This window comes from Dyella marensis, from assembly GCF_900112865.1.
Lineage (GTDB): Bacteria > Pseudomonadota > Gammaproteobacteria > Xanthomonadales > Rhodanobacteraceae > Dyella_D > Dyella_D marensis_A.
The window spans coordinates 56,061-82,785 of the sequence record NZ_FONH01000018.1; the positions used below are offsets into that span (position 1 = coordinate 56,061).

Annotated in this window: 13 protein-coding genes and 1 riboswitch; of the genes, 8 read left to right on the forward strand and 5 right to left on the reverse strand. The window is 66.8% G+C overall.

What is annotated here, in order from left to right; genetic code table 11:
* The first annotated feature begins 89 nt into the window (after nt 1–89).
* Nucleotides 90–2,138, forward strand: coding sequence for an alkaline phosphatase family protein (locus tag BM172_RS18020; RefSeq protein WP_051548515.1), 2,049 nt, complete (start codon nt 90–92; stop codon nt 2,136–2,138).
* Nucleotides 2,139–2,241: 103 nt separating this feature from the next.
* Nucleotides 2,242–2,682 carry a DUF3617 domain-containing protein gene (locus BM172_RS18025; protein ID WP_026634760.1) on the forward strand — a complete coding sequence of 147 codons (441 nt, stop codon included), beginning with the start codon at nt 2,242–2,244 and terminating at the stop codon, nt 2,680–2,682.
* 97 nt (nt 2,683–2,779) lie between these two features.
* Here the strand turns inward: BM172_RS18025 and BM172_RS18030 are convergent, their stop codons facing one another.
* The 3 genes from BM172_RS18030 to btuB all read right to left on the reverse strand — a co-directional run bounded on the left by BM172_RS18030 (nt 2,780) and on the right by btuB (nt 11,679).
* Nucleotides 2,780–5,950, reverse strand: coding sequence for an efflux RND transporter permease subunit (locus tag BM172_RS18030; protein ID WP_026634761.1), 3,171 nt, complete (start codon nt 5,948–5,950; stop codon nt 2,780–2,782).
* A gap of 486 nt (nt 5,951–6,436) precedes the next feature.
* Nucleotides 6,437–9,592 carry an efflux RND transporter permease subunit gene (locus tag BM172_RS18035; RefSeq protein WP_026634762.1) on the reverse strand — a complete coding sequence of 1,052 codons (3,156 nt, stop codon included), beginning with the start codon at nt 9,590–9,592 and terminating at the stop codon, nt 6,437–6,439.
* A gap of 215 nt (nt 9,593–9,807) precedes the next feature.
* Nucleotides 9,808–11,679, reverse strand: coding sequence for a TonB-dependent vitamin B12 receptor (gene btuB / locus BM172_RS18040; protein ID WP_026634763.1), 1,872 nt, complete (start codon nt 11,677–11,679; stop codon nt 9,808–9,810).
* A gap of 133 nt (nt 11,680–11,812) precedes the next feature.
* A riboswitch (cobalamin riboswitch) is annotated at nt 11,813–12,047 on the reverse strand.
* Between the two features lie 508 nt (nt 12,048–12,555).
* Here btuB and BM172_RS18045 point away from each other — a divergent pair.
* A complete protein-coding gene (locus tag BM172_RS18045; protein ID WP_231504171.1) occupies nt 12,556–15,516 on the forward strand; it encodes a TonB-dependent receptor in 2,961 nt (986 codons plus the stop codon).
* A 406-nt stretch (nt 15,517–15,922) separates the two neighbouring features.
* Nucleotides 15,923–18,937 carry a TonB-dependent receptor gene (locus BM172_RS18050; protein WP_081805126.1) on the forward strand — a complete coding sequence of 1,005 codons (3,015 nt, stop codon included), beginning with the start codon at nt 15,923–15,925 and terminating at the stop codon, nt 18,935–18,937.
* Between the two features lie 83 nt (nt 18,938–19,020).
* On the opposite strand, the gene BM172_RS18055 is transcribed toward BM172_RS18050, so the two are convergent.
* Nucleotides 19,021–19,773 carry a GntR family transcriptional regulator gene (locus BM172_RS18055; RefSeq protein ID WP_026634765.1) on the reverse strand — a complete coding sequence of 251 codons (753 nt, stop codon included), beginning with the start codon at nt 19,771–19,773 and terminating at the stop codon, nt 19,021–19,023.
* A gap of 219 nt (nt 19,774–19,992) precedes the next feature.
* Between BM172_RS18055 and zwf the strand changes: the two genes are divergently transcribed.
* The 4 genes from zwf (at nt 19,993) to eda (ending at nt 24,866) form a co-directional block, all read left to right on the forward strand.
* Complete coding sequence (gene zwf / locus BM172_RS18060) at nt 19,993–21,462, forward strand: glucose-6-phosphate dehydrogenase (RefSeq protein WP_026634766.1); 1,470 nt, start codon at nt 19,993–19,995, stop codon at nt 21,460–21,462.
* A 111-nt stretch (nt 21,463–21,573) separates the two neighbouring features.
* On the forward strand, nt 21,574–22,287 hold the full coding sequence (gene pgl / locus BM172_RS18065) for a 6-phosphogluconolactonase (RefSeq protein ID WP_026634767.1): 714 nt from the start codon (nt 21,574–21,576) through the stop codon (nt 22,285–22,287).
* Nucleotides 22,288–22,372: 85 nt separating this feature from the next.
* Entirely contained in the window at nt 22,373–24,193 is a 1,821-nt protein-coding gene (gene edd / locus BM172_RS18070; RefSeq protein ID WP_026634768.1) for a phosphogluconate dehydratase, read from the forward strand.
* 22 nt (nt 24,194–24,215) lie between these two features.
* A complete protein-coding gene (gene eda, locus BM172_RS18075; protein ID WP_026634769.1) occupies nt 24,216–24,866 on the forward strand; it encodes a bifunctional 4-hydroxy-2-oxoglutarate aldolase/2-dehydro-3-deoxy-phosphogluconate aldolase in 651 nt (216 codons plus the stop codon).
* Nucleotides 24,867–25,033: 167 nt separating this feature from the next.
* Here the strand turns inward: eda and BM172_RS18080 are convergent, their stop codons facing one another.
* On the reverse strand, nt 25,034–26,635 hold the full coding sequence (locus BM172_RS18080) for a M4 family metallopeptidase (protein ID WP_026634770.1): 1,602 nt from the start codon (nt 26,633–26,635) through the stop codon (nt 25,034–25,036).
* Nucleotides 26,636–26,725 lie beyond the last annotated feature (90 nt).

Sequence of the window (26,725 nt, forward strand, 5' to 3'; positions counted from 1 at the left end):
CCATGCTCCGCGCCGGCCGCGTCGTCCACGCTGCGCGGCCGCATCAGGGGGACCACGTTGCAGCCTTTGCGTTGCAGGAGTCCAAAGTCATGCCCAAGCTTCACGGCCGTCAGCGCTATCTGCCGTTCCTCACTGCTGCGCTCGCCACTGTCCTGGCCGGCGCCGCGGGTGCGCAAACCACTTCATCCGAACAGGATGCCGCATTCCGCCACGGTATCCCCGGTGCCGGTACCAGCCAGCGTCCAGGCCTGCCGGGCGGCATCGTCACGCTGCATCGTCCCGGCGAGCCGGGTGACCGCAGCGATCGCACGCGCACCCCGATCAAGCACGTGATCCTGCTGATCGGCGAAAACCGCACCTTCGACCATGTCTATGCCACCTACACGCCGCCCAAGGGCCAGAGCGTGCGCAACCTGCTGTCCGAAGGCATCGTCAACGCCGACGGCACGCCCGGCCCGAACGTCGCGCTGGCCAAGCAGTGGCAAGCCACCGACACCGGCAAGTTCGCGGCCGCGCCGACACGCACCACGCCGTATGCGCTGCTGCCGGCGATGAACACCGGCGGTGCGCCGACCCAGCCCTACTTCGCTTCCGCCGCCCAGGCCGAAGCAGTCGAGCCCGGCCTGCCCGCCGGCGAATACGGCCAGCTCGCCAGCGGCGGCACCGGCCTGCCGGGGCATGTGATCGACACGCGCTTCCCCACCCAGCTGGCCAACGCGCCGGTCGACATGAGCGCTTCGCTCAGCTACGACGACTACGCCAACAGTCCCGTGCATCGCTTCTTCCAGATGTGGCAGCAGCTGGACTGCTCGATCGACGCGGCCACGCGCGCCAACCCCAGCGGTTGCCGCAACGACCTGTTCCCGTGGGTGGAAACCAGCTTCGGCGCCGGCAGCAACGGCGCGCCGCGTCCGGCCAGCTTCGACGAACAGACCACCGGCGAAGGTTCCACCGCCATGCAGTTCCTCAACATGGCCAAGGGCGACGCGCCGTACTTCAACCAGCTGGCGCGCGAGTACGCGCTCAGCGACAACTTCCACCAGTCCGTGATGGGCGGCACCGGCGCCAACCACATCATGCTCGGCTACGGCAGCCTCATCTATTACGCCGACGCGCAGGGCCGCCCGGCCACGCCGCCGGGCAACCAGATCGAGAATCCCGATCCGATGCCGGGCACCGACAACTGGTACACCCAGGACGGCTACGGCGGCGGTTCCTACGTCAACTGCGCGGACGAGAGCCAGCCGGGCGTGGCCTCGGTGAAGGACTACCTGCGCAGCCTGCCGTACCGCAGCTTCCGCGGCGGCGACTGCAAGCGCGACGCGTACTACCTGGTCAACAACTACAACCCGGGCTACCTGGGCGACGGCACACCCGCGCCGCTGGGCGCCGACCAGTTCACCATCCCGCCGACGCGGCAGGAGAACCTGGCCCTGCTGCTGTCCCGCCACCACGTGAGCTGGAAGTACTACGGCGAAGGCTGGGGCGACGGTAAGGAGAACGGCGAGGGCGGCACCTTCTGCAATATCTGCGATCCGTTCCTGTACTCCACGCAGGTGATGACCGATCCCAAGCTGCGCGCGAACAACCAGGACATCAACGATCTGTACCGCGATATCCAGAACAACACCCTGCCCGCGGTGGCGATCGCCAAGCCCGACGGCATTCTCGACGGCCATCCGGCTTCGTCCAAGCTGGGCCTGTTCGAGGGCTACGTGAAGAAGATCGTGGAGATGGCCAAGGCCAACCCAGAGGTGTGGAAGGACACCGCGATCGTGGTGACCTTCGACGAAGGCGGTGGCTATTGGGACTCCGGCTACATCCAGCCGATCGACTTCTTCGGCGACGGCACGCGCATCCCGATGCTGGTGATCTCGCGGTATTCCACCGGCGGTCGCGTGGTGCACACCTATTACGACCATGTCTCCTTCGACAAATTCGTCGAAGCCAACTGGGGCTTGCACGAGACCATCTCGCCGCGTGGCCGCGACAACCTGCCGAACCCGCGCTCGCGTCCGGGCGATCCCTACGTACCGGTCAATGCGCCCGCGCTGGGCAACATGATGGATATGTTCGACTTCGGCCGCTATGCGCGGCATGACGCCGACGGCGCGGACAACGACGACCTACAGGACTGAGTCCTGAGGTCACTGCGCCATGGCCACGGGGCCATGGCGCCACCGTGCCGGCGCCGCAGGGAGGCGGCGCCGGCCAGCATGGATCACCGGGCAGGGCTTACCGATGCAAGTGGCTTATCAGCTGGCGCGCTTCGTTCGCGCCGCACTTACCGTATTGCTGCTGTCGTCGCTGCTGGCGCCGCGCGCGCACGCCGACGCCGGCGATTTCCAGGCGATGCCTGGCTTGTGGAAGATCGTCACGCATACCAATGCCAAGGGTGCGCCGCGCGAAACGGTGGCTTGGCACTGCGTGGATGAAGACGCCGATCCGTGGACATCGTTCGCACTGCCGCCACCGGATGCGAGCTGCCAGCGCAGCGACGAACACCGCAGCCGCACCTCGCTTGACTGGAACCTGCAATGCAACGCGCCACCCGCACTCCACGGCCGCGTCGTCTTCGACTCGCCCGAGCATTACAGCGCCACGCTGGGCACTGAAGGCGCAGAGCCGCTGCTGCGTGTCGAAGGCCGCCGCTACGCCGCCTGCACCAGCCCCAAGGATTGACGTAGGTTGGGGTGAGCACAGCGAACCCCAACGATGCATGGCGCTGCAGGTGGCCGACGTTGGGGTTCGCTGCGCTCACCCCAACCTACGTCTCTCGCTAACCGGTCTGCTCGGCAGACTTGAGTGCCCGCTTCGCCTCGCGCCGTGCGCGCCGCGCCGCCTTGCGTTCTTTGCGGTCGTGGTTCCATAGATAGATCGCCGGCGTGCTGAGCAACGTCAGCAGCTGCGATACCAACAGTCCGCCCACGATCGCCACGCCCAGCGGCTGGCGCATTTCCGAGCCGACGCCGAAGCCGATCGCCAGCGGCAGCGCTGCACCCATCGCGACCAGTGTGGTCATGGTGATCGGGCGGAAGCGCACCAGCGCCGCTTCACGGATCGCCTCCGGCGGGGACAGGCCGCGCTCGCGCTGCGCCACCAGCGCAAAGTCCACCATCAGGATGGCATTCTTCTTCACGATGCCGATCAGCATGAGGATCGCGATGATCGCCATCAGCGTGACCTGGGTCTGCGTCACCAGCATGGCCAGGAAGGCACCCATGCCGGCCGCCGGCAGCGTGGAGAGGATGGTCAGCGGATGGCCCAGGCTCTCGTACAGGATGCCCAGCACGATATACATGGCCACGATCGAGGCCAGCAGCAGGATCATGCCGTTGGACTGGGCCTGCTGCAGGCGCTGGTTCTCGCCGGAGAACTCCACATGTACGCCTGCCGGCAGGTTCACTGCGATCGCGGCTTGCTTGACCAGGGCAATGCCGCGGTCCTGCTGCACCTTGTCCGCGAGGTTGTAGCGGATGGTGGAGGCCTCCAGCTGATTGTGGTGACGGATGCGCAGCGGCGCGACGTTGGGTTCGATATGCGCCACCGCCGAAAGTGGAATCATCACACCCTGCGTATTGCGCACGCGGATGTTGAGCAGCGCCTCCGGGCTGAGCGAGTCCGCCGCCGTCGAGGTCAGCACGACCCAGTACTGGTTGATGTCCGAATAGATCACCGACACCTGCTTCTGGCCGAACGAGTTGTACAGCGCCGAATCGATGATGCCTACGCCCAGCTGAAGCCGGCTGGCCGCGTCGCGGTCCACCTTCAACAGCTGTTGCTTGCCGGTGAGATCGAAATTGCTGGTGACGTCGCGCATGTCCTTCAGCGTGCGCATGTAGCGCACCATCTTCAGCGTCCACGGCTGCAGGTCTTCGCCGCTGGTGCCGATCAACTGGAATTCATACTTGCCGCCGCTATCGCCGCTGCCGCCGCCGCCCAGGAACTGCACCAGGCTCAGAGAAACCTTGACGTCCGGCAGCACGTCGTACTGCTTGGCCAGGCGCTGCATCACCAGCTTGGCGCTTTCGTGGCGATCGTCGGGGCCGTCGCCGCGCGGCTTGAGGTCCACGAACATGCTGCCGGCGTTGCCAACGCCGCCGGTGCCGTCGTTGGAGCCCAGCGTGGTCAGCACGTCGAGCACCGCCGGATCCTTGCGCATGATCTCGGCCGCCCGCTGCGCCCGCGCTGCCATCAGAGTGGGCGAGATATTCGCATCGGCGCGAATGTCGCCCTGGATCATGCCGATGTCTTCCTCCGGCATGAAGTTGCCGCCGGCCGTCTTCACTACCGCCATCGCCAGCCCCACGGTCAACAGCAGCAGGATCAGCGGCTGCCAGCGCATCACCCGACGATGGTGCATGGCCCAGTCCAGCGCGCGCTCGTAGCGGCGATGCAATCCGCGGTCGAAGCGCTCAAGTGCGCGCTCCATCCGGCCAGGTTCGCGCGCGCCAGGTTCGTCCAGCTTGAGGAAGTGGCCGCACAAGGCTGGCGTCAAGGTGAGCGACACCAGTGCCGAGATAATCACCGCCGTGGCCAGGGTCACCGAGAACTCGCGCAGCAACATGACCAGCATGTTGTTGCCGAACAGCAGTGGCGCGAATACCGCCACCAGCGACAGGGTGATCGAAATCACCGTGAAGCCGATCTCGCGCACGCCGATCAGTGCGGCCTGCAGCGGCTGCTCGCCGTGCTCCATATGGCGCACGATGTTCTCGATCACCACGATCGCATCGTCCACCACGAAGCCGATGCACAGCACCAGCGCCACCAGCGACAGCGTGTTGAGCGTATAGCCGAGGAAATACATCACCACGAACGAGCCGGCCAGCGACAGCGGTACGCTCAGCGTCGCGATCAGGGTGGGGCGCAGCCGGCGCAGGAACACCAGCATCACCAGCACCACCATCACGATGCTTATCATCAGCGCCACCTGCACCTCGTGCAGCGCGGACTTGGTGGTCTGGGTGAGGTCGAAGATCGGAGTGATCCGCACGTCCGCCGGCATCCAATGGCCGAACTCCGGCAGGCGCTTGCGGATTTCCTCCACGGTGGCCACCGCGTTCGCTTCGGAACGCTTGCTGATCTGCATCGCCACGGTGCTCTGCCCGTTGAACCACGCGGCCTGGTAGATATCCTGCTGGCCGCTGTAGACCTTGGCCACATCGGACAAGCGCACCGGCGTGCCGTTCTTCACCGAAATCAGCAGGCTGCCGAATTCTTCCGGCGTATGCAGGGCATCGTTGGCGATCAGCGTGGTCTGCGTGCGGCCGTCGGTGAGCAGTCCTTGCGGCGAGGTCACGTTAGCCGCGCGCAGCGCATTGCTGACGTCGTCGGCACTTAGCTTCTTGGCAGCCAGCGCATTGGTGTCCAGTTCCACGCGTACCGAATGCGGCGTGCCGCCGAACACCTGTACCTGGGCCACGCCGGGAACCTGCGCCACCGCGGGTTTCAGGAGGGTATCGGTGAGATCGTAGAGCCTGTCGGGCGGCAGGCTGGAGGAGGTCAGCGAGACCAGCAGGATGGGGATTTGCGAGGTATCGAACTTGAAGTACTGCGGTGGCGAGGCCATGCCGCCGGAGCCGACGGCCGGCAGATCCACCTGGGCCGCATTGATCGCCGCCTGCACATCGCGCGCCGCCTTGTCCGCGCTGCGCCCGAAATTGAAGCGCACCTGCACCGTCGCCGAGCCCTCGGTGGCGTTGCCGTACATCTCCTCGACGCCGGGAATGCGCCCCAGGTGCCGCTCCAGCGGCGCCAGCACGGTGTTGGCCATGGTCTGCGCGCTCGCTCCCGGCATGGAAGCGACGACGAATACGCCGGGGAATTCCAGCGAGGGCAGCGCCGCCACGCCGAGCAGGCGATAGGCGAACAGGCCCGCCAGCAGCAGGCCGAGGCCGAGCAGGGAAGTGCCGACAGGGCGTCGAATCAGCGGCGCAAAGATATTCACGAGGCTTCCGTACCGGAGGTGCGTAGCGTGCGCCGGGCGATGCCTGGGTGGCGTGTCGGCGCGCGCCGGGAAATGCCGGCGCGCGTGGCGCCGGAGGGGTAGGCAATCATATCGGCTATATGACCGTCTCATTCGCTGCGGGCGGATGTGCCTTAAGTCCAGCCCGTGTCGAAAGGCAGGGGCGTTGATAGAGCCCCTCTCCTCCGGCGACCCGGGGTAGTCCCTGTGGGAGAGGGATGAGGCTGCGGGCGGAGTGCAAGAATGATGCGTACCGCTCCGGCCGCACCCTCATCCGGCTGCCGCCACCTTCTCCCGGAGGGAGAAGGATTCAAGTTTGGAGGCTGAGGAGTACCGCAGCGTTTATGCGTGCCGCAACGTTGAGCCCCTCTCCCTCCGGGAGAGGGGTTGGGGTGAGGGTACGACCGGAGCGCAAGGGTGATGTGCACCGCTCCAGTCTCACCCAGCGGGGCTTGCTCCTGAGGAAGATCAGGCCGCCTGCCCTGCCGCCTTCAACGCCCGCTTCGCCGCCCGCCGCGCCTTGCGCGCCGCCTTGCGCTCCTTGCGATCGTGATTCCACAGATAGATCGCCGGCGTGCTCAGCAAGGTCAGCAACTGCGACACCAGCAAGCCGCCCACGATCGCCACGCCCAGCGGCTGCCGCGTTTCCGCGCCGATGCCGAATCCGATCGCCAGCGGCAAGGCCGCGCCGATCGCCACCAGCGTCGTCATGGTGATCGGCCGGAAGCGCACCAGGGCCGCCTCGCGGATCGCCTCCGGCGCCGGCAGGCCGTGCTCGCGCTCGCGCACCAGGGCGAAATCCACCATCAGGATGGCGTTCTTCTTCACGATGCCGATCAGCATCAGGATCGCGATCACGCCGATCAGCGACATTGGCGTATGCGTCACCAGCATCGCCAGGAACGCGCCCGCGCCCGCCGCCGGCAGGGTGGAAAGAATAGTCAGCGGCTGGCCCAGGCTCTCGTACAGGATGCCCAGCACGATATACATGGCGAGGATCGAGCCGATCAGCAGCAGCATGGAGTTGTCCTGGCTCTCCTGCAGCTGCTGGTTCTCGCCGGTGTAGCCGATCTTTACGCCAGGCGGCAGGCGCGCCTCGGCGACCAGCTGGTCGATCAGCTGCATGCCTTTGTCGCGCGGGAAGTCCTGCGGCAGGTTGTAGTAGATCTGCACCGCTTCGAGCTGGTTGTAGTGGTTGACGATCGAAGGCGTGACGTTCGGTTCGATCCTGGCCACCGCCGATAGCGGCACCATGCCGCCGCCGGCGGTGCGCACGTAGGTGTTGAGCAGGGTCCCGGGCGTGAGCGAGTGCTCTGCGCTGGAGGTCAGCACCACCCAGTACTGGTTGATGTCCGAATAGATGATCGATACCTGGTTCTGGCCGAAGGCGTTGTACAGCGCCGTGTCGATCATGCCCATGCTGATGTTGAGCCGGCCGGCCGCCTGGCGGTCCACCTTCAGCATCTGCTGCTTGTCGATATTGTCGTAGTCGCTGCTGACGTCGCGGAACGGCGGGCGGTCCTTCATCAGCCGGGTGACCTTGTAGACCCAGGGCTGCAGGTCGATGGTGCTGGTACTGACCAGCTGGAAACTCTCGGAGCCCTCGCCGCCGCCACCGCCGCCGCCATTGAAGAAGCTCAGCGAGCTGAGCGAGACCTGCACGTCCGGCAGCGGCTCGTATTGCTTGCGCAGGCGCTCGACCACCTTGTCGATATGTTCCGGGCGCTCGCCGGGGCCGTTGCCTTTGGGCTTGAGGTCCACGTACATCACCGCCTGGTTGCCCACCGCCCCGCCGGCATTGTCGGCGCCGAGGAAGGTGGTCACGTCCAGCACCGCCGGATCCTTCAGCATGATCTCGGCGGCCTTCTGCGCGCGCAGCGCCATCAGGCTGGGCGAGATATTGGTGTCGGCGCGGACCATGGCGCGGATCAGGCCGATGTCTTCCTTGGGCATGAAGTTGAAGCCGGCGGTCTTCACCACCGCCATCGCCAGGCCGACGGTGAGCGCCAGCAGGATCAACGGCTGCCAGCGCATCAGGCGGCGGTGGTGCATGGCCCAGTCCAGCGCGCGCTCGTAGGTGCGCTGCATGCCGCGGTCGAAGCGCTCGACCGCGCGCTCGATCCGGCCCGGTTCGCGGCGCGCGCCGTCCTGCTTGAGCATCCAGCCGCACAGCGCGGGCGTCACGGTGAGCGAGATCAGCGCCGAGATCACCACCGCGGCGGTCAAGGTCACCGAGAACTCGCGCATGATCACGGTGAACTGGCTGTTGCCGAACAGCAGCGGCACGAACACCGCCACCAGCGACAGCGTGATCGACACCACCGTGAAGCCGATCTCGCGCACGCCGAGCAAGGAGGCCGGCAGCGCCTGCTCGCCGTGCTCCATGTGGCGCACGATGTTCTCGATCACCACGATGGCGTCGTCGACCACGAAGCCGATGCACAGCACCAGCGCCACCAGCGACAGCGTATTGAGCGTATAGCCCAGCGACCACATCACCACGAAGGCGCCGGCCAGCGACAGCGGCACGCTGATCATGGCGATCAGCATCGGCCGCACGCGGCGCAGGAAGATCAGCATGACCACCGCCACCAACAGGATGCTCAGCAGCAGGGCGATCTCGACCTCGTGCAGGGCCGAGCGGGTGGTCTGGGTGAGATCGAAGATCGGGGTGATCTGCAGGTCGGCCGGCAGCCACGAGCGCATTTGCGGCAGCTTGGCGCGCACTGCGTCGGCGGTGGCCACCGCATTGGCCTCCGGCCGCTTGCTCACGCGGATGGTCACCGAGCGCTGGCCGTTGAACCAGGCCGCCTGGTATTCGTCCTGCTGCCCGCTGTAGACCTTGGCCACGTCCGACAGGCGCACCGGCGTGCCGTTCTTCACCGAGATCAGCAGCTGGCCGAATTCCTCCGGATCGTGCAGGGCGTCGGTGGCGGTCACCGTCATCTGGGTGTTGCCGTCGCTCAGGATGCCCTGCGGCGAGGTGACGTTGGCCGCGCGCAGCGCATTGCGCACGTCGTTGCCGGACAGGCCCATCGCCGCCAGCTGCGCATTGTTGAGCTCGACCCGCACCGCCTTGGGCCGCCCGCCCATGATGCGCACCTGCGCCACGCCGGGTATCTGCGACAGCACCGGCGCGATCAGCGTGTCGGCCATGTCGTACAGCTTCTCCGGGCTCTGCGTGGTCGAGGTCATCGACAGCAGCAGCACCGGCATCCTGGAATTGTTGAATTTGAAGTAGCGCGGCGGGATGGTCATGCTCGACGGCAGGTCCACCTGGGCGGCATTGATCGCCGCCTGCACGTCGCGCGCCAGCTTGTCGGTGGATTTGCCCGGCTCGAACAGGAGGATCACCGAGCTGGAGCCGTCGTTGCTCTCCGAGCTCATTTCCTTGATGCCCGGGATGCGGCCCAGGTGCCGCTCCAGCGGCGCGGCCACGGTCGAGGCCATGGTCTGCGCGCTCGCGCCGGGCACCTCCGCATAGACCGACATGCCGGGGAACTCCAGCGCCGGCAGCGCGGCCACGCCGATCAGGATGTAGGTCCAGATGCCGGCCAGCGCCAGGCCCAGCGCGAGCAGCGAAGTGCCCACCGGGCGGCGGATCATTGGAGCGAAGATGTTCACGTATTCCCCGGGCGGCGCCTCCTGCGGCGCTCCGCAGGCGGGACTTTATGCCGGGGGGCCATCCTTGGGATGTGCCTGAAGTCCGGATGCCGCATAGGTCGTAGGTTGGGGTGAGCCGCAGGCGAACCCCAACATGGCCACATCCAAACGCATCGTAATGTCGGGGTTCGCCTGCGGCTCACCCCAACCTACGCCGGATGGCGGTGCGCCGGGCGTCAGCGCGCCGGGCTGTAGCGCAGCGTCAGGTAGGCGGTGCGGCCCAGCTGGTTGTAGTAGCGCACGGTTTCGTAGCGATGGTCGAACACGTTGGCCACGCGGCCCTGCAGGCTCCAGCCGGGCAGGAAGTTCCAGCTCGCGCGCAGGTCCACCGTGGTGTAGCCGCCCAGGCGCTGCAGGTTGGTCGCGTCGTCGTAGCGATAGCCTTCGCTGTTCACCGTGCCGCCAATGCTGAACGCGCCCAGGTCGCGGTCCAGGTCGATGCGCGCGATGCGCTTCGGGCGGCGGGCCAGCAGGTTGTCGCGGTTGGGATCGTCCTCGCCGCGGTTCTCCGGCTGCTGGAAGGTCAGGTAGCCGCGCAGGTGCCAGCCGTCGACGTCGGCGCCAAGCTGGCCCTCGATGCCGCGGATGCGCGCCTTGCTGACGTTGATCGGCACGAAGAAGGCGTCGTAGCCGATCAGGTCGTCGACCTTGGTCTGGTAGGCATTGACCGCCCAGTTCCACACGCCCGGACGCGCCGACAGGCCGATCTCCGCGGTGCGCGACTTTTCCGGCTTCAGATCCGGATTGGCCGTGGCGAAGCCGAAGAACGGCGGGAAGTACAGGTCGTTGAAGGTCGGTGCGTGGAAGGCGGTGCCGTACGAGGCGGTGAACTTCAGGCCGTTCTCGAAGCCGTAGCCGTAGGCCGCGCTGCCGGTGTCGTGGTTGCCGAACTGCTGGTTGTGGTCGTGGCGCGCCGACAGCTGGATCTCGTGCGGGCCGAACTGGCCCTGATACAGCGCGAATACGCCGGTGTTGTCGCGCTTGGTGCGCAGGTAGGCGGTGTCGCTGTCCGCGTGTTCCTGCTGATAGTCCACGCCGGCGCTGAGCAGCTGGCCGGGGGCGAGGGTGAAGTCGTTCTGCCAGCTCGCCTGGTTGCGGCGCGAGTACAGATGACCGGCGGGCTGCATGTCGGCGCCAAGGTCGGCGCGATTGAGATAGTTGTCGGCGCGGTCGATGTTCTGGCCGGCGCTCAGGCTCATCTTCCAGGCGTCGAGCACGGCGAAGCGCAGGTTCGCCCCGGCCACCTGCTGCGAGCGGCGCGTGTAGTTCTGGAAGCTGCCGTCGTATTCGATATCGCCCTTGCTCTTGAGCACGCTGGCGCTGAGCTCGGTGCCGTTGTCCCAGCGATAGCCGCCGCTCAGCGCGCCGTTATAGGTGCGGTAGCCGTCGTCGTCCGGCTCGTTGGTGAAGCAGCCGCCCGCGGCGGAACGGCAGGCATTGATGCCGCGCGTGTACTGGCCGCCCACGCTGGCGTTGAACCAGGCGTTGCGCGAGCCGCCGGACAGGCCGAACTGCCCGTCGGCCAGCCGATGGCTGCCCACGCCCACGGTCACCGACGGCGTCAGTGCCTCGTCGGGCTGGCCATGGCGGGTGAAGATCTGGATCACGCCGCCGATCGCGTCCGAGCCGTACAGGCTGGAGCGCGGGCCGCGCACGATCTCGATCCGCTCGATCTGCTCCACCGGCAGCTGCTCGAACGCCGGGATGCCGGCGCCGACGGTGCCGATGCGCACGCCGTCGACCAGCACCAGCGTGTGCGAGGAATTGGTGCCGCGCATGAACAGCGAGGTCTGCTGGCCCAGGCCGCCGGCATTGGCGAAGGCCACGCCCGGCAGGCCGGCCAGCAGGTCCTGCACGGACTGCGGCTGCAGGCGCTCGATGTCGGCGCGGGTCAGCACCGTCACCGGCGCCAGCGTCTGCTCGACCGGCATGGCCGTGCGGGTGGCGGTCACCACCACGGTGGGGAGCTGCCCGGCGTCGTTCTGGTCGGCGGCATGCGCCGCGGCGACACAGGACAGCAGGGCGAGGGCCAGCAGGGTCTTCTTCATGGAGCGCGTTTCCTCGGCCGCGCTTCGTGCGCGGCCCATCGGTGATGAGCTGGCGGCACGCAGAAGGAGGAGACGCAAACGACGGCAGGCGGACGAACACCGGCACGCGGTCCGGCTTCGCCCTCCGCGAGCCACCAGGAAAGATATTCGGGCCGGTCTCCGGGCTTGCGAGTGCGCATCGAAGCGCGATTCCCGGTGGCCTTCCCATGCCTGCGACGTGGACGTCTCCGGCACAGTGGCGCGTCACCGCGGATGGAACTGCTCGCTTACCGTTGCGGGGGCAGCGCCGGCCTTACCCGAAGGCGCACCGGCTTCCCGTTTCATCCCTCGGCGATTGGCCGCAGGACACCCGAACAAACGCAACTTTAACGGGGAGCCCCGGGGGCTGGCAACGCGACACATGGCCTAGGGCGGGTTGTAACCGGGTAATTTCTTGCGATATCCGATTGTTTCCCAGGTGCTTACCTTGGGTGCAACCGTCGGCTATTTGGGCGTCCAGATGGTCCGTGAGCAAGCTTCGGGCAAGTTATCGGCAAGCATCGCGAAAGCTTACGTTTTGCTGCCTAAGTTATTGTTTCAAATGCTGTCTTCGGCGCCGCGACAGCGTAAATAATTTGTTGACTGGCGCTATTTCTCACGCTTATGTTCGGCCGGCGAATCGCTGGAACTTGCGTGTCGCAGGCGGGGGCTTGGGGAAGTTCGCCCGCTGCGGATCCGGTTTTGCGAAAGGCCGGCACGTCTTCCCGCGATTGGCTATTCGGCGCCCAGCGCCTGTCGGCCGCAAAGGCCATCATGGGGAGAACGTAAATGATCAAGTACCAGCCTGCTGGTCGTGCGCCGTTTTGGCGCCAGACCGCCCTCGCCGTCGCGTTGAGCATGAGCCTTGCCGGGGTGGCGGTGGCTCAGTCCAACGCTTCGGGCACGATTTTCGGCCGCTCCGACGATGCGGGCGCCACCGTCCATATCGAGAACATCGACACCGGCCTGACCCGCGACATCGGCCTGGATTCCAGCGGCCGCTACCGCGCCGCGTCGCTGCCGGTCGGCCGCTATCGGGTGAGCCTGCAGAAGGACGGCCAGACCATCAACACGCGCGACAACGTGCAGGTGGTGGTGAGCACCGGTACCGAGATTTCCTTTACTGCGGCCTCCGCGGCGACCGCCGCCAAGAACCTCGAGGGCATCCAGGTGGTGGCCAATGCGCTGCCGGCGATCGACGTGTCCTCGGTCGACTCGCGCACCGTGCTGACCTCCGAGCAGCTGCAGAAGCTGCCGATCCTCAACAACGTCAACGCGGCGGCCCTGCTCGCGCCAGGCACCACCGGCGGCGACAGCCGCTACGGCAACGCCATTTCGATGGGTGGCGCCTCCGCCGCGGAGAACCAGTACTACATCAACGGTTTCCCGGTCACCAACCCGCTCACCGGCCTGGGCTTCACCAGCCTGCCGTTCGACGCGATCGACCAGGAGCAGGTGTTCACCGGCGGCTACGGCGCCGAGTACGGCCGCTCCACCGGCGGCGTGGTGAACATCATCACCAAGCGCGGCACCAACACCTGGAAGGCCGGCGCCGAAGTGCTGTGGAGCCCGGCCAAGCTCGCCGCCACCCAGCGCTACATCTACTACCCGGTCGGCAGCGGCCGCGTCACCGACGGCAAGGTGCTGTTCCGTCCGAACGAAAAGCTGACCCAGACCCAGGTCGGCGCCTACATCGGCGGTCCGCTGATCAAGGACAAGCTGTTCTTCTACGGCACCGGCGAGTTCACCAAGAACACCGGCCGCGTGCAGTACGGCACCAACAACGGCACCAACGGCAACAGCACCAAGACCACCGACGACAGCAACAAGGTCACGCGCTGGATGGCCAAGGTGGACTGGAACATCACCGACAGCCACATCCTGGAATTCACCGGCCTCGGCGACGCGGCCATCCAGGACACGGTGATCTACAACTACAACTACAACACCGGCGTCCAGGGCACGCTCAAGGGCACCGAGCACCAGAAGAACACCGGCACCGCCAACTCCACGCCCGGCGGCCAGGTCTATGTCGGCAAGTACACCGGCTACATCACCGACAGCCTGACCATCAACGCGCTGTACGGCCGCAGCACCGCCGACCATGTCGACAAGGTCGCCGGCGCCTCCGGCGGCGTGTGCCCGAACATCACCGACAACCGCAGCAGCCCCAGCCGCATCAGCTGCGCCCCGGTGGGCGGCAACCTGCTGGTGCCGGGCGCGAACGACAAGACCCACGCCTGGCGCTTCGACGTCGAATACCACCTCGGCTCGCACACGCTGCGCGGCGGCCTGGACAACCAGACGCTGGAGTCCTTCTCCGGCCGCGCCACGCAGGGCGGCGCGCTGTGGACCTACTTCGACGCCACCGACGACTTCTCCACCGTGCCGGGCATGAACATCCCGCCGGGTGCGACCGAAGTCGCCCAGCGCACCATCTTCAGCGCCGCGGGCAAGGTGAAGGTGGAGCAGGAAGCGCAGTACATCGAAGACCACTGGCAGATCAACGACCGCTGGCTGGCCTACCTCGGCCTGCGCAACGAGCAGTTCAAGAACTTCAACACCGACGGCGTGGTGTTCCTCAAGCAGCGCCACCAGCTCGCCCCGCGCCTGGGCCTGACCTGGGACGTCAACGGCGATTCCAGCTTCAAGATCTACGCCAACGCCGGCCGCTACCACCTGGCGGTGCCGTCCAACGTGGCGATCCGCGGCGCCGGTCCGCAGCGCTTCGAGAACCAGTACTTCGTCTACACCGGCGTCGACCCGGTGACCAATGCGCCGATCAACCCGACGCCGATCAGCTCGGTGTTCTTCGCCAACGGCGCCAACGGCCAGGCGCCGAACCCGGTGACGCTGGCCAAGAAGGGCATCAGCGCCTACTACCAGGACGAGTACATCCTGGGCTTCGACAAGGAGATCGCGCCGAACTACACCGTCGGCGCCAAGGCGATCTACCGCAACCTCAAGAGCATCATCGACGACTTCTGCGATGCCCGTCCGTTCCTTGCGCATGAAGCCGCCGCCGGTACGCCGATCACCAACCCGGCCTTCACCGAGTGGGAGACCAATGGCGCGCCCTGCCTGCTGTTCAACCCGGGCCGCGGCGCCACCTTCACCGTCGACCACGACGGCGCCGGCACGCTCAAGAACATCACGCTGTCGAAGGAAGAGCTCGGCTATCCGGACCTGAAGCGCAAGTACCTCGCGCTGAACCTCTACCTGGAGCACCAGTTCGACCAGAAGTGGTACGGCAAGGTCGAGTACGTGTGGTCGCACAACTTCGGCAACTCCGAAGGCCTGCTGCTCTCGGACATCGGCCAGCAGGATCCGTCGGTGACCCAGGCCTGGGACTTCCCGGAACTGATGATCGGCTCCAGCGGCAACCTGCCGAACGATCGCCGCCACCAGCTGAAGGCCTACGGCTTCTACCAGATCACGCCGGAATGGCTGGTCGGCAGCAGCCTGCTGGTCGCCTCGGGCCGTCCGAAGAACTGCCAGGGCATCCCGCCGACCGACCCGTACCAGTACGGCTCGTCGTACTTCTACTGCAAAGGCCAGGTCGCGCCGCGCGGCAGCCAGGGCAACCTGCCGTGGACGTACACGCTGAACCTGAGCAGCGAATGGCGTCCGGCCTGGGCCGACCACAAGCTGGCCTTCTCGATGGACATCTTCAACGTCTTCAACCAGCAGAAGGCGCAGAACCGCATCGAGACCTACCAGCTGGGCAGCGGCGCGGTCAGCGGCACCTACGGGCGCATCCTGAGCTACAGCGCGCCGCGCACGGTCCGCTTCGGCGCCCGCTACGACTTCTCGCTGTAAACAAGCAACGAGCGCCGGGGATGACCCCGGCGCGATCTCCCCTTGTTGCCGCCGGTTTCATCCGGCGGCATTTTTTTTCGTTGATCCGGCGAAAAAGCTTCGTTAAGGAAGCGTTCACGCTTTTTCTTGCCGGGGGAATTTGCGAACTCCAACACATTCAAGAGGTTAAAAATTCGGCTAAGCCCTGTTCTGCCTAGGAAAAAATCTTAGATTTTTGTTGACTCCTCTTCCGACCCCCCTCTAAGGTCGGCGAGCGACCCGCGAGAAGTTGCGAAAGCGCGCCGGGCGAGGGGTCGCCCGCCGCTTACTGCCGATCCCCTTTCGAAGGGACCAGCCGCGATTTCCCGCGACGCCTTAGGGCGAACTTTCGCCCGTCCTTATTGGCTTTATCTCGGGGAGATCAGCAATGCAGACGTTCCGTCATCCTGGATACGCGGCCGCGTGCCGTCGTACCGCCCTCGCCATCGCCCTCGGCATGAGCCTCGCCGGCACGGCGATGGCGCAGTCGAACGCTTCGGGCGTGATCTTCGGCCGCTCGGCCGAAGCTGGCAGCACCATCCATATCGAAAACCTGGACACCGGCCTCGCCCGCGACATCGCGGTCGATGCCGACGGCCGCTACCGCGCCGGCTCACTGCCGGTCGGCCGCTACAAGGTCACCGTGCAGAAGGACGGCAAGACCCTGGATACCCGCGACAACGTGCAGGTCGCCCTGGGCAGCGGTGTGGACGTGTCGTTCACCGGCGCCGCCACCGCTTCGGCGTCCGGCGCGCAGACGCTGGAAGGCATCCAGGTGATCGGCAACGCGTTGCCGGCGATCGACGTGTCCTCGGTCGACTCGCGCACCGTGCTGACCTCCGAGCAGCTGCAGAAGCTGCCGCTGGCGCGCAACGTCACCGCCGCCGCGCTGCTGGCGCCGGGCGTGGTGTCCGGCGATGCGCGCTACGGCAACGTGGCTTCGTTCGGCGGTTCGTCGGCTTCGGAAAACCAGTACTACATCAACGGTTATTCGGTGGCGAACGCGCTGACCGGCCTGGGCTTCGTCAGCCTGCCGTTCGATGCGATCGACCAGCAGCAGATCTACACCGGCGGCTACGGCGCGGAATACGGCCGTTCCACCGGCGGCGTGATCAGCATCGTCACCAAGCGCGGCGGCAACACCTGGAAGGGTGGCGTCGGCATGTACGTGACTCCGCAGTACTTCCGCCAGCAGCCGCGCAGCATCTATCGCGAGAACGGCGTGCTCTATCAGTACCGCGGCGACAACAAGAGTTCCTCGACGCAGTACACCGGCTACATCAGCGGTCCGCTGATCAAGGACAAGCTGTTCCTGTACGCGGCCGGTGACTTCACCAGCACCAAGGGCCCGACCATCAGCCCGTTCACCACGCCGCAGGACAGCAAGGAAACCTCCAAGGCCACCAAGTACCTGGCCAAGATCGACTGGAACATCACCGACAGCCACATCGTCGAGCTGACCGCGCTGTCGGACAAGACCAACACTGACCGCAGCATCTACGGCTACAACTATCAGACCTTGCAGCAGAGCAGCTACCTGGGCACGGACAAGCTCAAGAACGCCGCCTCCCTGGCCGGTTCCGAGCCCGGTGGCGACGTCTACATCGGCAAGTACACCGGCTACATCACCGACGACCTCACGGTGAACGCGCTGTACGGCACCAGCAAGACCGACCACGTGCGCAACCTGGCCTACGCCAGCAACCCGAACTGCCCGTGGATCACCGATTCGCGCAGGGGCATCACCAACCCGATCGTCGGCTGCGGCCTGGTCAACGGCACGGTGCTCAATGCCGGCGCCAAGGACAAGACGCACGGCTGGCGCCTGGACGTCGAATATCGCCTGGGCTCGCACGACCTGCGTGCGGGTCTGGACACCCAGACCCTGGAATCCACCTCCGGCAACATCTACGAAGGCGGTTATCGCTGGGTGTACCGCAACGCCGGTACGGTACCGGGCCGCCCGGACGTGGTGCCGCCCCCGGGCGCGCAGTACTACGTCGAACAGCGCCTGTTCGAGACCGGCGCCTCGGTGAAGGTGGAGCAGGAAGCGCAGTTCATCGAAGACCGCTGGCAGGTCAGCGACCGCTGGCTGGCTTACCTCGGCCTGCGCAACGAGCAGTTCAAGAATCTCAACGGTGCCGGCGAGGTCTACGTCAAGCAGCGTCACCAGCTGGCTCCGCGCCTGGGCCTGACCTGGGATGTGTTCGGCGATTCCAGCTTCAAGGTCTATGCGAACGCCGGCCGCTACCACCTCGCCATTCCGTCCAACGTCGCCATTCGCGGCGCCTCGGCGTCCACCTATTACAGCCAGTACTACTCCTACACCGGCGTGGCGGCGAACGGCGAGCCCACCGGCCTGACCCCGCTGGGCAACCGCTTCTACCTCAACGGCGAGGACGGCACCACGCCCGATCCGCGCACCGTGGCCGCCCAGGGCCTGAAGGCGTACTACCAGGACGAGTACATCCTCGGCTTCGACAAGACCATCGGCAACGACTGGGCCTATGGCGCCAAGCTGACCATGCGCAAGCTGAAGAGCTCGATCGACGACTTCTGCGATTCCCGTCCGTTCGAGAAATACGCGGCGCGCAACAACATCGACATCAGCAATGCCAGCATCGCCGGCTGCTATCTGTTCAACCCGGGCCAGTCCAACACCTTCATGGTGGACGTGAACGGCCAGGGCAACTTCGTGCCGTTCAAGCTGACCAAGGACGACTTCACCACGCCGGCTGGCGTGGCGTTCCCCGACCTGAAGCGCAAGTACTACTCGCTGGACCTGTACCTGGAACACCAGTTCAGCAATCGCTGGTACGGCCGCGTCGACTACACCTTCTCGCGCAGCTACGGCAACTCGGAAGGCCAGCTGAAGTCCGACATCGGCCAGCTCGATCCGTCGGTGACGCAGGACTGGGACGCGCCGGAGATCATGCAGTTCACCAACGGTCCGCTGCCTAACGACCGCACGCACCAGCTGAAGGCCTACGGCTACTTCCAGATGAATCCGGAATGGCTGTTCGGCGCCAACCTGGCGGTCGCGTCGGGCCGTCCCAAGAACTGCATCGGTGTCGATCCGGTCGACGCCATCGGCTACGGCGCTTCGTACTTCGAGTGCGATCTGCAGCCCAGCCCGCGTGGTTCGCAGGGTCGCCTGCCGTGGACCTGGCGCCTGGATCTGAACACTGAGTACCGTCCGGCCTGGGCCGATCACAAGCTGGCCTTCACCGCGAACGTGTTCAACGTGTTCGGCAGCCAGAAGGAAACCGCGATCATCGAAGTGGCCGAAACCGGCTCCATCGCCGCCGGCAAGCCGATCAAGAGCGACGACTACCGGCGTGCCGTGGCGTACCAGACGCCGCGCTACTTCCAGTTCGGCGTGCGCTACGACTTCTCGCTGTAAGCCATACCGGCGCCGGCCCTGCCGGCGCCATCCAATAAAAAAGGCCGCCGGTTTTCGCCGGCGGCCTTTTTATTGCACGGACATCAGTCCGTATGCAGCTCGGCGACAAAGTCGTAGATGTCGCCGCGGTACCACGACACGGTGAACTCCACCACGCGCCCGTCATCGAGAAAACTGCGCCGCTCGATATTGAGTCCGGCACTGCCGGTCGGCACGTGCAGCAGGCGCGCCTGCTGCGCACCGAGCGATACCGCACGCAGCCGCTGCAGCGCGCGGCGCGGGCGGCAGCCGAGACTTTCCAATACCTCGTACAGCGAGTCGTGCACGATCGAGGGATCGGGCAGCACGCTTGCCGGCACCACCGTGCGCTCGATCGCCAAGGGTTCCTCGCGCGCATAACGCACGCGATGCAGGCGTGCCACCTGCACGCCGGGCGACAGGTTCATCGCCATCGATTCCTCGGGCGTCACCTCGCCGATGCCGCGCTCGAAGAACTCGGAGCGCGGATTCAGGCCGCGCGCGCGCAAGTCCTCGGTAAAGCTGGTCAGGCGCGACATCGGCTTGATGATGCGCTCGGCCACGAAGGTGCCGGCGCCGTGGCGCTGGGTGAGGATGCCTTCCTCGACCAGGCCGGCGATCGCCTTGCGCACGGTGACGCGCGACAGGCTGAGCGCGCGCGACAGATCGCGCTCGCTCGGCAGGGCCTGCCCGGGCTCGATGTCGCGGTGCTCCACCACATTGCGGATGGCCCGGCGCAGCCGCAGATAGGCCAGCGGCTGGTGGGTGGCCGCGTCGCGGCTCAGGCGGAAGTATTCATTGACCAGGGCGGTTTCCATGGCGGCCAACATACCAATGACCATACCAATTCCACAAGCGCGCGTTGAAACCGGGCCTTCCGGGGGTTACCAGTTGCCGGCCAGTCCGGTCCGGAACCCCCGCGGCGCGCGGCCCGCGCCAAGTGGTGTTGTCTGGTATTTGACTGGTACGTTAGGATGTTCCGACCGGGCCGGAAAACCACCCGGCTCCCGACCACGCCATACCCCGAGGTGATCGAAGTGACGGCTTCTGCTCCCCTGGTCGACGCATTCGACCTGGTGATTTTCGGCGGCACGGGCGACCTTGCCTTGCGCAAGCTGCTGCCCGCCCTGTTCCATCGCTTCCTCGACGGCCAGATCCCGGCCGGCAGCCGCGTCGTCGGCATTGCCCGCGAGGGGCTGGACGATGACGGCTACCGCGCCAACATCCGCAAGGCGCTGCTCGAGGCCGGCGGTGCCAAGGACAAGGTCGACGCCTTCCTCACGCAGGTCGCCTACCGCTCGCTCGACGCGCGCAAGGACGAAGGCTGGGACGCGTTCGCCGCGCTGATCGGCGAACAGCCCGACCACGTGCGGGTGTTCTATCTCTCGACCTCGCCGGAACTGTTCGTCGACATCTGCAACCGCCTGGGCGAATACGACCTCAACCGCGGCAAGTCGCGCGTGGTGCTGGAGAAGCCGATCGGCCGCGACCTGGCCAGCGCCAACCAGATCAACGATGCGGTCGGCCGCATCTTCGACGAATCGCAGACCTATCGCATCGACCATTACCTCGGCAAGGAAACGGTGCAGAACCTGCTGGCGCTGCGCTTCGGCAACGCCTTGTTCGAGCCGTTGTGGAACGCCGGCCATATCGACCACGTGCAGATCACCGTGGCCGAGACGCTCGGCGTCGGCACCCGCGGCGCCTACTACGACCGTGCCGGCGCGCTGCGCGACATGGTGCAGAACCACATCCTGCAGCTGCTGTGCATGGTGGCGATGGAGCCGCCGTCCTCGCTGTCGCCGGATGCGGTGCGCGACGAGAAGCTCAAGGTGCTGCGCTCGCTCAGGCCGATCGACGAATCCAACGCCGCCCAGTACACCGTGCGCGGCCAGTACCGCGCCGGCGCCGCCGAAGGGCAGAGCGTGCCGGGCTATCTCGAAGAACTCGGCCCGGGCTCCAAGTCCCACACCGAGACCTTCGTGGCGCTGAAGACCGAGATCGAAAACTGGCGCTGGGCCGGCGTGCCGTTCTACCTGCGCACAGGCAAGCGTTTGCCGGAACGCGTGTCCGAGATCGTGGTGGTGTTCAAGTCGGTGCCGCATTCGATCTTCGACGCCTCGGCCGGCCCGCTCACGCAGAACCGCCTGGTGCTGCGCCTGCAGCCGGACGAAGGCGTGAAGCTGTGGCTGACCATCAAGCACCCCGGTCCCGGCGGACTGCGCCTGCGCCACGTGCCGCTGGACATGAGCTTTGCCGAAGCCTTCGGCGTGTCGCAGCCGGATGCCTACGAGCGCCTGCTGCTCGACGTGGTGCGCGGCAATCCCACCCTGTTCATGCGCCGCGACGAAGTCGAGGCCGCCTGGCGCTGGGCCGGTCCGATCCTGGACGCCTGGGGCGCCAGCGGCGAGGCGCCGCGCCCGTATACCGCCGGCACCTGGGGTCCGAGCGCGGCCGTGGCGCTGATCGAGCGCGACGGTCGCACCTGGAACGAAGACAGCGAGTAATGCATCGCCGAGCGCGACGGTGCGGCTTCGCTTCACCGTCGCGTTGCATGTCCGCGCCTACACTCGATTTTCCCGCCGGCGCCAGCGCGCCCATCGCTCTCCCTCATGGCCATGCCTGACCACGTCGACGTCACCACGCACAGCTTCACCGACTGCCACGCGCTGGCCCGCGCACTGGCCGACCGCATCGCCGAGCGCCTGCGCGCCGGCATCGCCGCGCGCGGCCAAGCGCTGCTGGCGGTCTCCGGCGGCAGCACGCCGGTGCATTTCTTCCGCCAACTGTCGCGTGCCGAGCTGGACTGGTCGAAGGTCCACGTCACCCTGGTCGACGAGCGCTGGGTACCGGAAAGCCACGAGCGCTCCAACGCGCGCATGGTGAAAGCCGACCTGCTGCAGCATGCCGCCTCCTCCGCGCATTTCGTGCCGCTGTATACCGACGCGCCGACGCCCGAAGCCGGCGTCGCCGCGGTGCGCGCGCGCATCGCCGCGCTGCCGTTCCCGTTCGACGCGGTGATCCTCGGCATGGGCACGGACGGGCACACCGCCTCGTTCTTCCCTGGCGGCGATCGCCTCGCCGAGGCGCTGGACCTGGCCGGCACCGCGCTGCTGCTGCCGATGCGCGCCGCCGGTGCCGGCGAGCCGCGCATCACCTTCACCCTGCCCGCGCTGCTGGATACGCAAGGCCTGTTCCTGCACATCGAAGGCGAACCCAAGCGCCAGCTGCTCGCCGACGCCCGCCTCGGGCTGGGCGCGGGCAAGGATTACCCGATACGCAGCGTGCTGATCCAGACGCGCGTGCCGGTCGCCGTGTACTGGTGCCCTTGAGCACCGGACGCCAGGAGTGGGAAACGGGCGGCCCTCAACGCCCGTTTCCCGCTTCTCCCCCTCTCTTTCGAATGAACGCAAAAGCATGAGCACGCCATTGCATCCCGTCGTCGCCGAAGTCACCGCACGCCTGCGCGAACGCAGCCGCGATACGCGCGCCGCCTATCTCGCGCGCATCGCCGCCGCCGGCACCGGCGGCACGCACCGCGAACGTCTGTCCTGCGGCAACCTCGCGCACGGTTTCGCCGCCTGCGGCCCGCACGACAAGGCCGCGCTGCGCGAAGGCCACACGCCGAACCTGGGCATCGTCACTTCCTATAACGACATGCTCTCGGCGCACCAGCCGTACGAGCGTTATCCGGAACTGATCCGCCGGATCGCGCGCGAGTCCGGCATCACCGCGCAGGTGGCCGGCGGCGTGCCGGCGATGTGCGACGGCGTGACCCAGGGCCGCGAAGGCATGGAGCTGTCGCTGTTCTCGCGCGACCTGATCGCGATGGCTACGGCGGTGTCGCTCTCGCACGACATGTTCGACGGCACGCTGTACTTGGGCATCTGCGACAAGATCGTGCCCGGCCTGTTGATCGGCGCGCTCAGCTTCGGCCACCTGCCCGGCATTTTCGTGCCCGGCGGCCCGATGCCCAGCGGCATCACCAACGAGCAGAAATCCAAGGTGCGCCAGGCCTATGCCGAGGGCAAGGCCAACCGCGCCGAGCTGCTGGAAGCGGAGGCCGCCGCCTATCACGCGCCGGGCACCTGCACCTTCTACGGCACCGCCAACTCCAATCAGATGCTGATGGAGATCATGGGCCTGCACCTGCCGGGCGCCAGCTTCGTCGCGCCGGACACGCCGCTGCGCGACGCGCTCACCGCCGAGGCGGTGCACCGCGTCGCCGCGCTGAGCGCGCACGGCGACAACCACCTGCCGATCGGCCATATCGTCGATGAGCGCGCCATCATCAATGGCGTGATCGGCCTGCACGCCACCGGCGGCTCGACCAATCACCTGCTGCACCTGGTGGCGATGGCGCGCGCGGCAGGCATCCAGCTGCGCTGGGACGATTTCGACGCGCTGTCCTCGGTGGTGCCGCTGCTGGCGCGCGTGTATCCGAACGGCTATGCCGATGTGAACCAGTTCCACGATGCCGGCGGCATGGCTTTCCTGATCGACCAGCTGCTCGGCGCCGGCCTGCTGCACGGCGACGTGCGCACCGTGTTCGGCACGGGACTGGACGGCTACGCGCAGGTGCCGTCGCTGGATGCATCCGGCGCGCTGCAGTGGACGCCGGTGGCCAAGGAAAGCGGCAACCGCGGCGTGCTGCGCGGCATGGCCGAGCCGTTCCGCGCCGACGGCGGCCTGCGCATGCTCGCGGGCAACCTCGGCCGCGCGGTGATCAAGGTGTCCTCGGTGCCGGACGACCGCCAGGTGATCGAGGCGCCGGCCGTGGTGTTCCACGACCAGGACGAGGTGCGCAAGGCCTTCGAGCGCGGCGAGCTCAATCGCGACTTCATCGCCGTGGTGCGCTTCCAGGGCCCGCGCGCGATCGGCATGCCGGAGCTGCACAAGCTCACCCCGACGCTGGCCGTGTTGCAGGATCGCGGCTACCGCATCGCCCTGCTTACCGACGGCCGCATGTCCGGCGCATCCGGCCGCGTGCCGGCGGCGATCCACGTCACGCCGGAAGCGCAGGCGCAGGGTGCGATCGCCAGGATCCGCGATGGCGACCTGATCCGCCTCGACGCGACCCGCGGCACGCTCGACGTGCTTGTGGACGCCTCCGAATTCGCCAGTCGCGCGCCGGCCACCGCCGACCTGTCGTCGCACCATAGCGGCATGGGCCGCGAACTGTTCGGCCTGTTCCGCCAGGCCGCGGCCGAGGCCGATCTCGGCGCCGGCGTGCTCTGACCTCACTTCCCCAGGATCTTCCATGAGCAGCATCGAAACCAAGCAGCAGCAAGTCGAAGCCACCCTGCGCCTCGCGCCGGTGGTGCCGGTGGTGATCATCGACGACGCCAGGGCAGCGGTGCCGATGGCGCGCGCGCTGGTGGCCGGCGGTATTCCGGCGATCGAGGTGACGCTGCGCACGCCGGCGGCGCTGGATGCGATTCGCGCGATCGCTGCCGAAGTGGAGGGCGCCGTGGTGGGCGTGGGCACGGTGCTGACGCCGCGGGATCTGGAGCATGCGCGCCAGGCCGGCGCGAAGTTCGCGGTGTCGCCGGGTGTATCGCCGAAGCTGCTGGCGGCGGCGGACGACAGCGATCTGCCGCTGCTGCCGGGCGTGGCGACGGCATCGGAGGCGATGAGCCTGCTGGAGCGCGGCTATCGCCATCTGAAGTTTTTTCCCGCGGTACCGGCGGGCGGGCACAAGTTGCTTGGTGCGTGGGCGAGTCCGCTGCCGCAGATTCGTTTTTGCCCGACGGGCGGCATCAGCCTGACGAGTGCGCCGGAGTTTTTGTCGCTGCCGAACGTGGTGTGCGTGGGCGGCTCATGGCTCACGCCGGTGGACAAGTTGAAGTCTGGCGACTGGGCCGGCATCGAAGCGCTGGCGCGCGAAGCGGCAGCGCTCAAGGCGCGCTGACATAACACGTCGGCGTAGGTTGGGGTGAGCCGCAGGCGAACCCCAACACAGGCACGGACGGAGCACCCCGTTGGGGTTCGCCTGCGGCTCACCCCAACCTACGCCAGGCGGATATACGCCTGGCGCATGAAGGCGGCCCGGTTACCCGGGCCGCCTTCATGCGCCGATCAATTGACGCTGACCGCACTCCACGCCGAAGCCACCCCGGCGTACTGCGTCGACGTCGTCCCATACAGATCCGCGGCCGCCTTCAACGTCGCCGTGCGCGCCGCCGCATAGTTGGTGTTGGATGTCATGTACACCGTCAACGCCCGATACCAGATCTTCTGGGCCGCATCGCGCCCGATACCGCCGGCCGCGGTATTGCCGTTGCACACCAGCTTCGCCGCGGTGAGATTGGCCGACGTGCCGGCACCGAACCCGGCCGGCACCACCGCGCCTTCCGCCAGCAGGTAGAAGAAGTGGTTGCCCACGCCCGAGCTGTAGTGGACGTTGAGCGAACCCACCGAGCTGCTCCAGCAATCGGCGGAGGCGCCGTCCAGGCTGGGTTTGAACATGTAGCGCAGCGCAGTGGTGCCGCCGGGGTTGCTGCGGTAGATCTTCTCGCCGATCAGGTAGTCCGGCGCGTCGGTGCTGTTGTTGGCGTAGTACTCGACCATGGTGCCGAAGATGTCGGAGTTGGCTTCGTTCAAGCCGCCCGACTCGCCGGAATAGGCCAGCCCCGCTGTGGCCTGCGTCACGCCGTGGCTCATTTCGTGGCCGGCCACGTCCACCGCCACCAGCGGGAACCAAGTGGTGCCGCCGTCGCCGTACTCCATCGCGCTGCCGTTCCAGGCGGCGTTGTTGGAGGTATAGCCGGTGCCGACGTAGATCTTCACGTGCGCATAGCTCTTCACGCCCTGGCCGTCGTTGAAGATGCCGTTGCGGCCGTGCACGTTCTTGTAATAGTCCCAGGTCTTGGACACGCCATAGGCGATGTCGCCGGCCACCGTGGCGCGATCGCTCTCGGCATTGTTGCCCCACACGTTGTCGGTATCGGTGAACAGCGTGGCGTTGCGCAGATTGGCCGATGTGTCGTTCTTGCCCTTGGCGTCGTAGACCGAGCCGTTGCCGCGCGAGGGATCGACCAGCTGGTAGCCGCCGCTCACCGAGTTGGTGACGATGCCGACATTGCCCACCAGCAGCGACTTGCCGGTGCCGTTGGCGGCGGCGGTCTGGAACAGGTTCCAGCGGTCCAGCACCTTGCCGTTGGCGGCATCGACGAAGTAGCGCATGTTGGCGGTGCCGAAGGTGTCGGAGGCGCCCTGCACGTTCACTTCATAGGCCAGCACCGGCTTGTCGCCGCGCGCGTAGATCACCAGGCCGCGGCTTTCGATGCTCTCGATGGTGCCGTTGAAATCCTTGCCGGCGACCAGTTGCGCCTCGTTGGCGCTGGTGCGCGGCGACAGGCTGGGACGACCGCGGCCGTGCAGGGTGAGGCTGGCTTCGCGGAAGCGGCCGTTGTTGCTGTGTACCACCACGTCGCCGCCGATCACCGGCAGTCCGCGGTAGCTGCGCTGCATGCGCACGTGCTCGGTGCCGTCGGCATCGACGATCACATCGGTGGCTTCGAATGCATCATCGCTGTCGGCCTGCAGTGCGGCGGATTGCTGCCTGGCCAGGCCCTTGGCGGCACCGGCGATCGCCATCTGGTCGAAGCGGGCGGCCTGCGCGCCGCCGGCAAGCGTGAGCGCGGCGGCGATGGAGAGGCTGAGTACGTAAGGCTTCAAGGACATCACGACACTCCTGACTTGAAAATGGGCAAGAGAAGGGCGCGGCCATGTGCTTGCGCACGCGGCCGATCGCGCCCCCGAATGGAA

Bases quoted from the DNA above. Each gene is read 5' to 3' on its own strand.
- BM172_RS18050 (WP_081805126.1), top strand. From the start codon at position 15,923: ATGCAGACGTTCCGTCATCCTGGATACGCGGCCGCGTGCCGTCGTACC.
- BM172_RS18025 (WP_026634760.1), top strand. From the start codon at position 2,242: ATGCAAGTGGCTTATCAGCTGGCGCGCTTCGTTCGCGCCGCACTTACC.
- BM172_RS18020 (WP_051548515.1), top strand. From the start codon at position 90: ATGCCCAAGCTTCACGGCCGTCAGCGCTATCTGCCGTTCCTCACTGCT.
- pgl (WP_026634767.1), top strand. From the start codon at position 21,574: ATGCCTGACCACGTCGACGTCACCACGCACAGCTTCACCGACTGCCAC.
- edd (WP_026634768.1), top strand. From the start codon at position 22,373: ATGAGCACGCCATTGCATCCCGTCGTCGCCGAAGTCACCGCACGCCTG.
- eda (WP_026634769.1), top strand. From the start codon at position 24,216: ATGAGCAGCATCGAAACCAAGCAGCAGCAAGTCGAAGCCACCCTGCGC.
- BM172_RS18055 (WP_026634765.1), bottom strand. From the start codon at position 19,773: ATGGAAACCGCCCTGGTCAATGAATACTTCCGCCTGAGCCGCGACGCG.
- BM172_RS18045 (WP_231504171.1), top strand. From the start codon at position 12,556: ATGAGCCTTGCCGGGGTGGCGGTGGCTCAGTCCAACGCTTCGGGCACG.
- btuB (WP_026634763.1), bottom strand. From the start codon at position 11,679: ATGAAGAAGACCCTGCTGGCCCTCGCCCTGCTGTCCTGTGTCGCCGCG.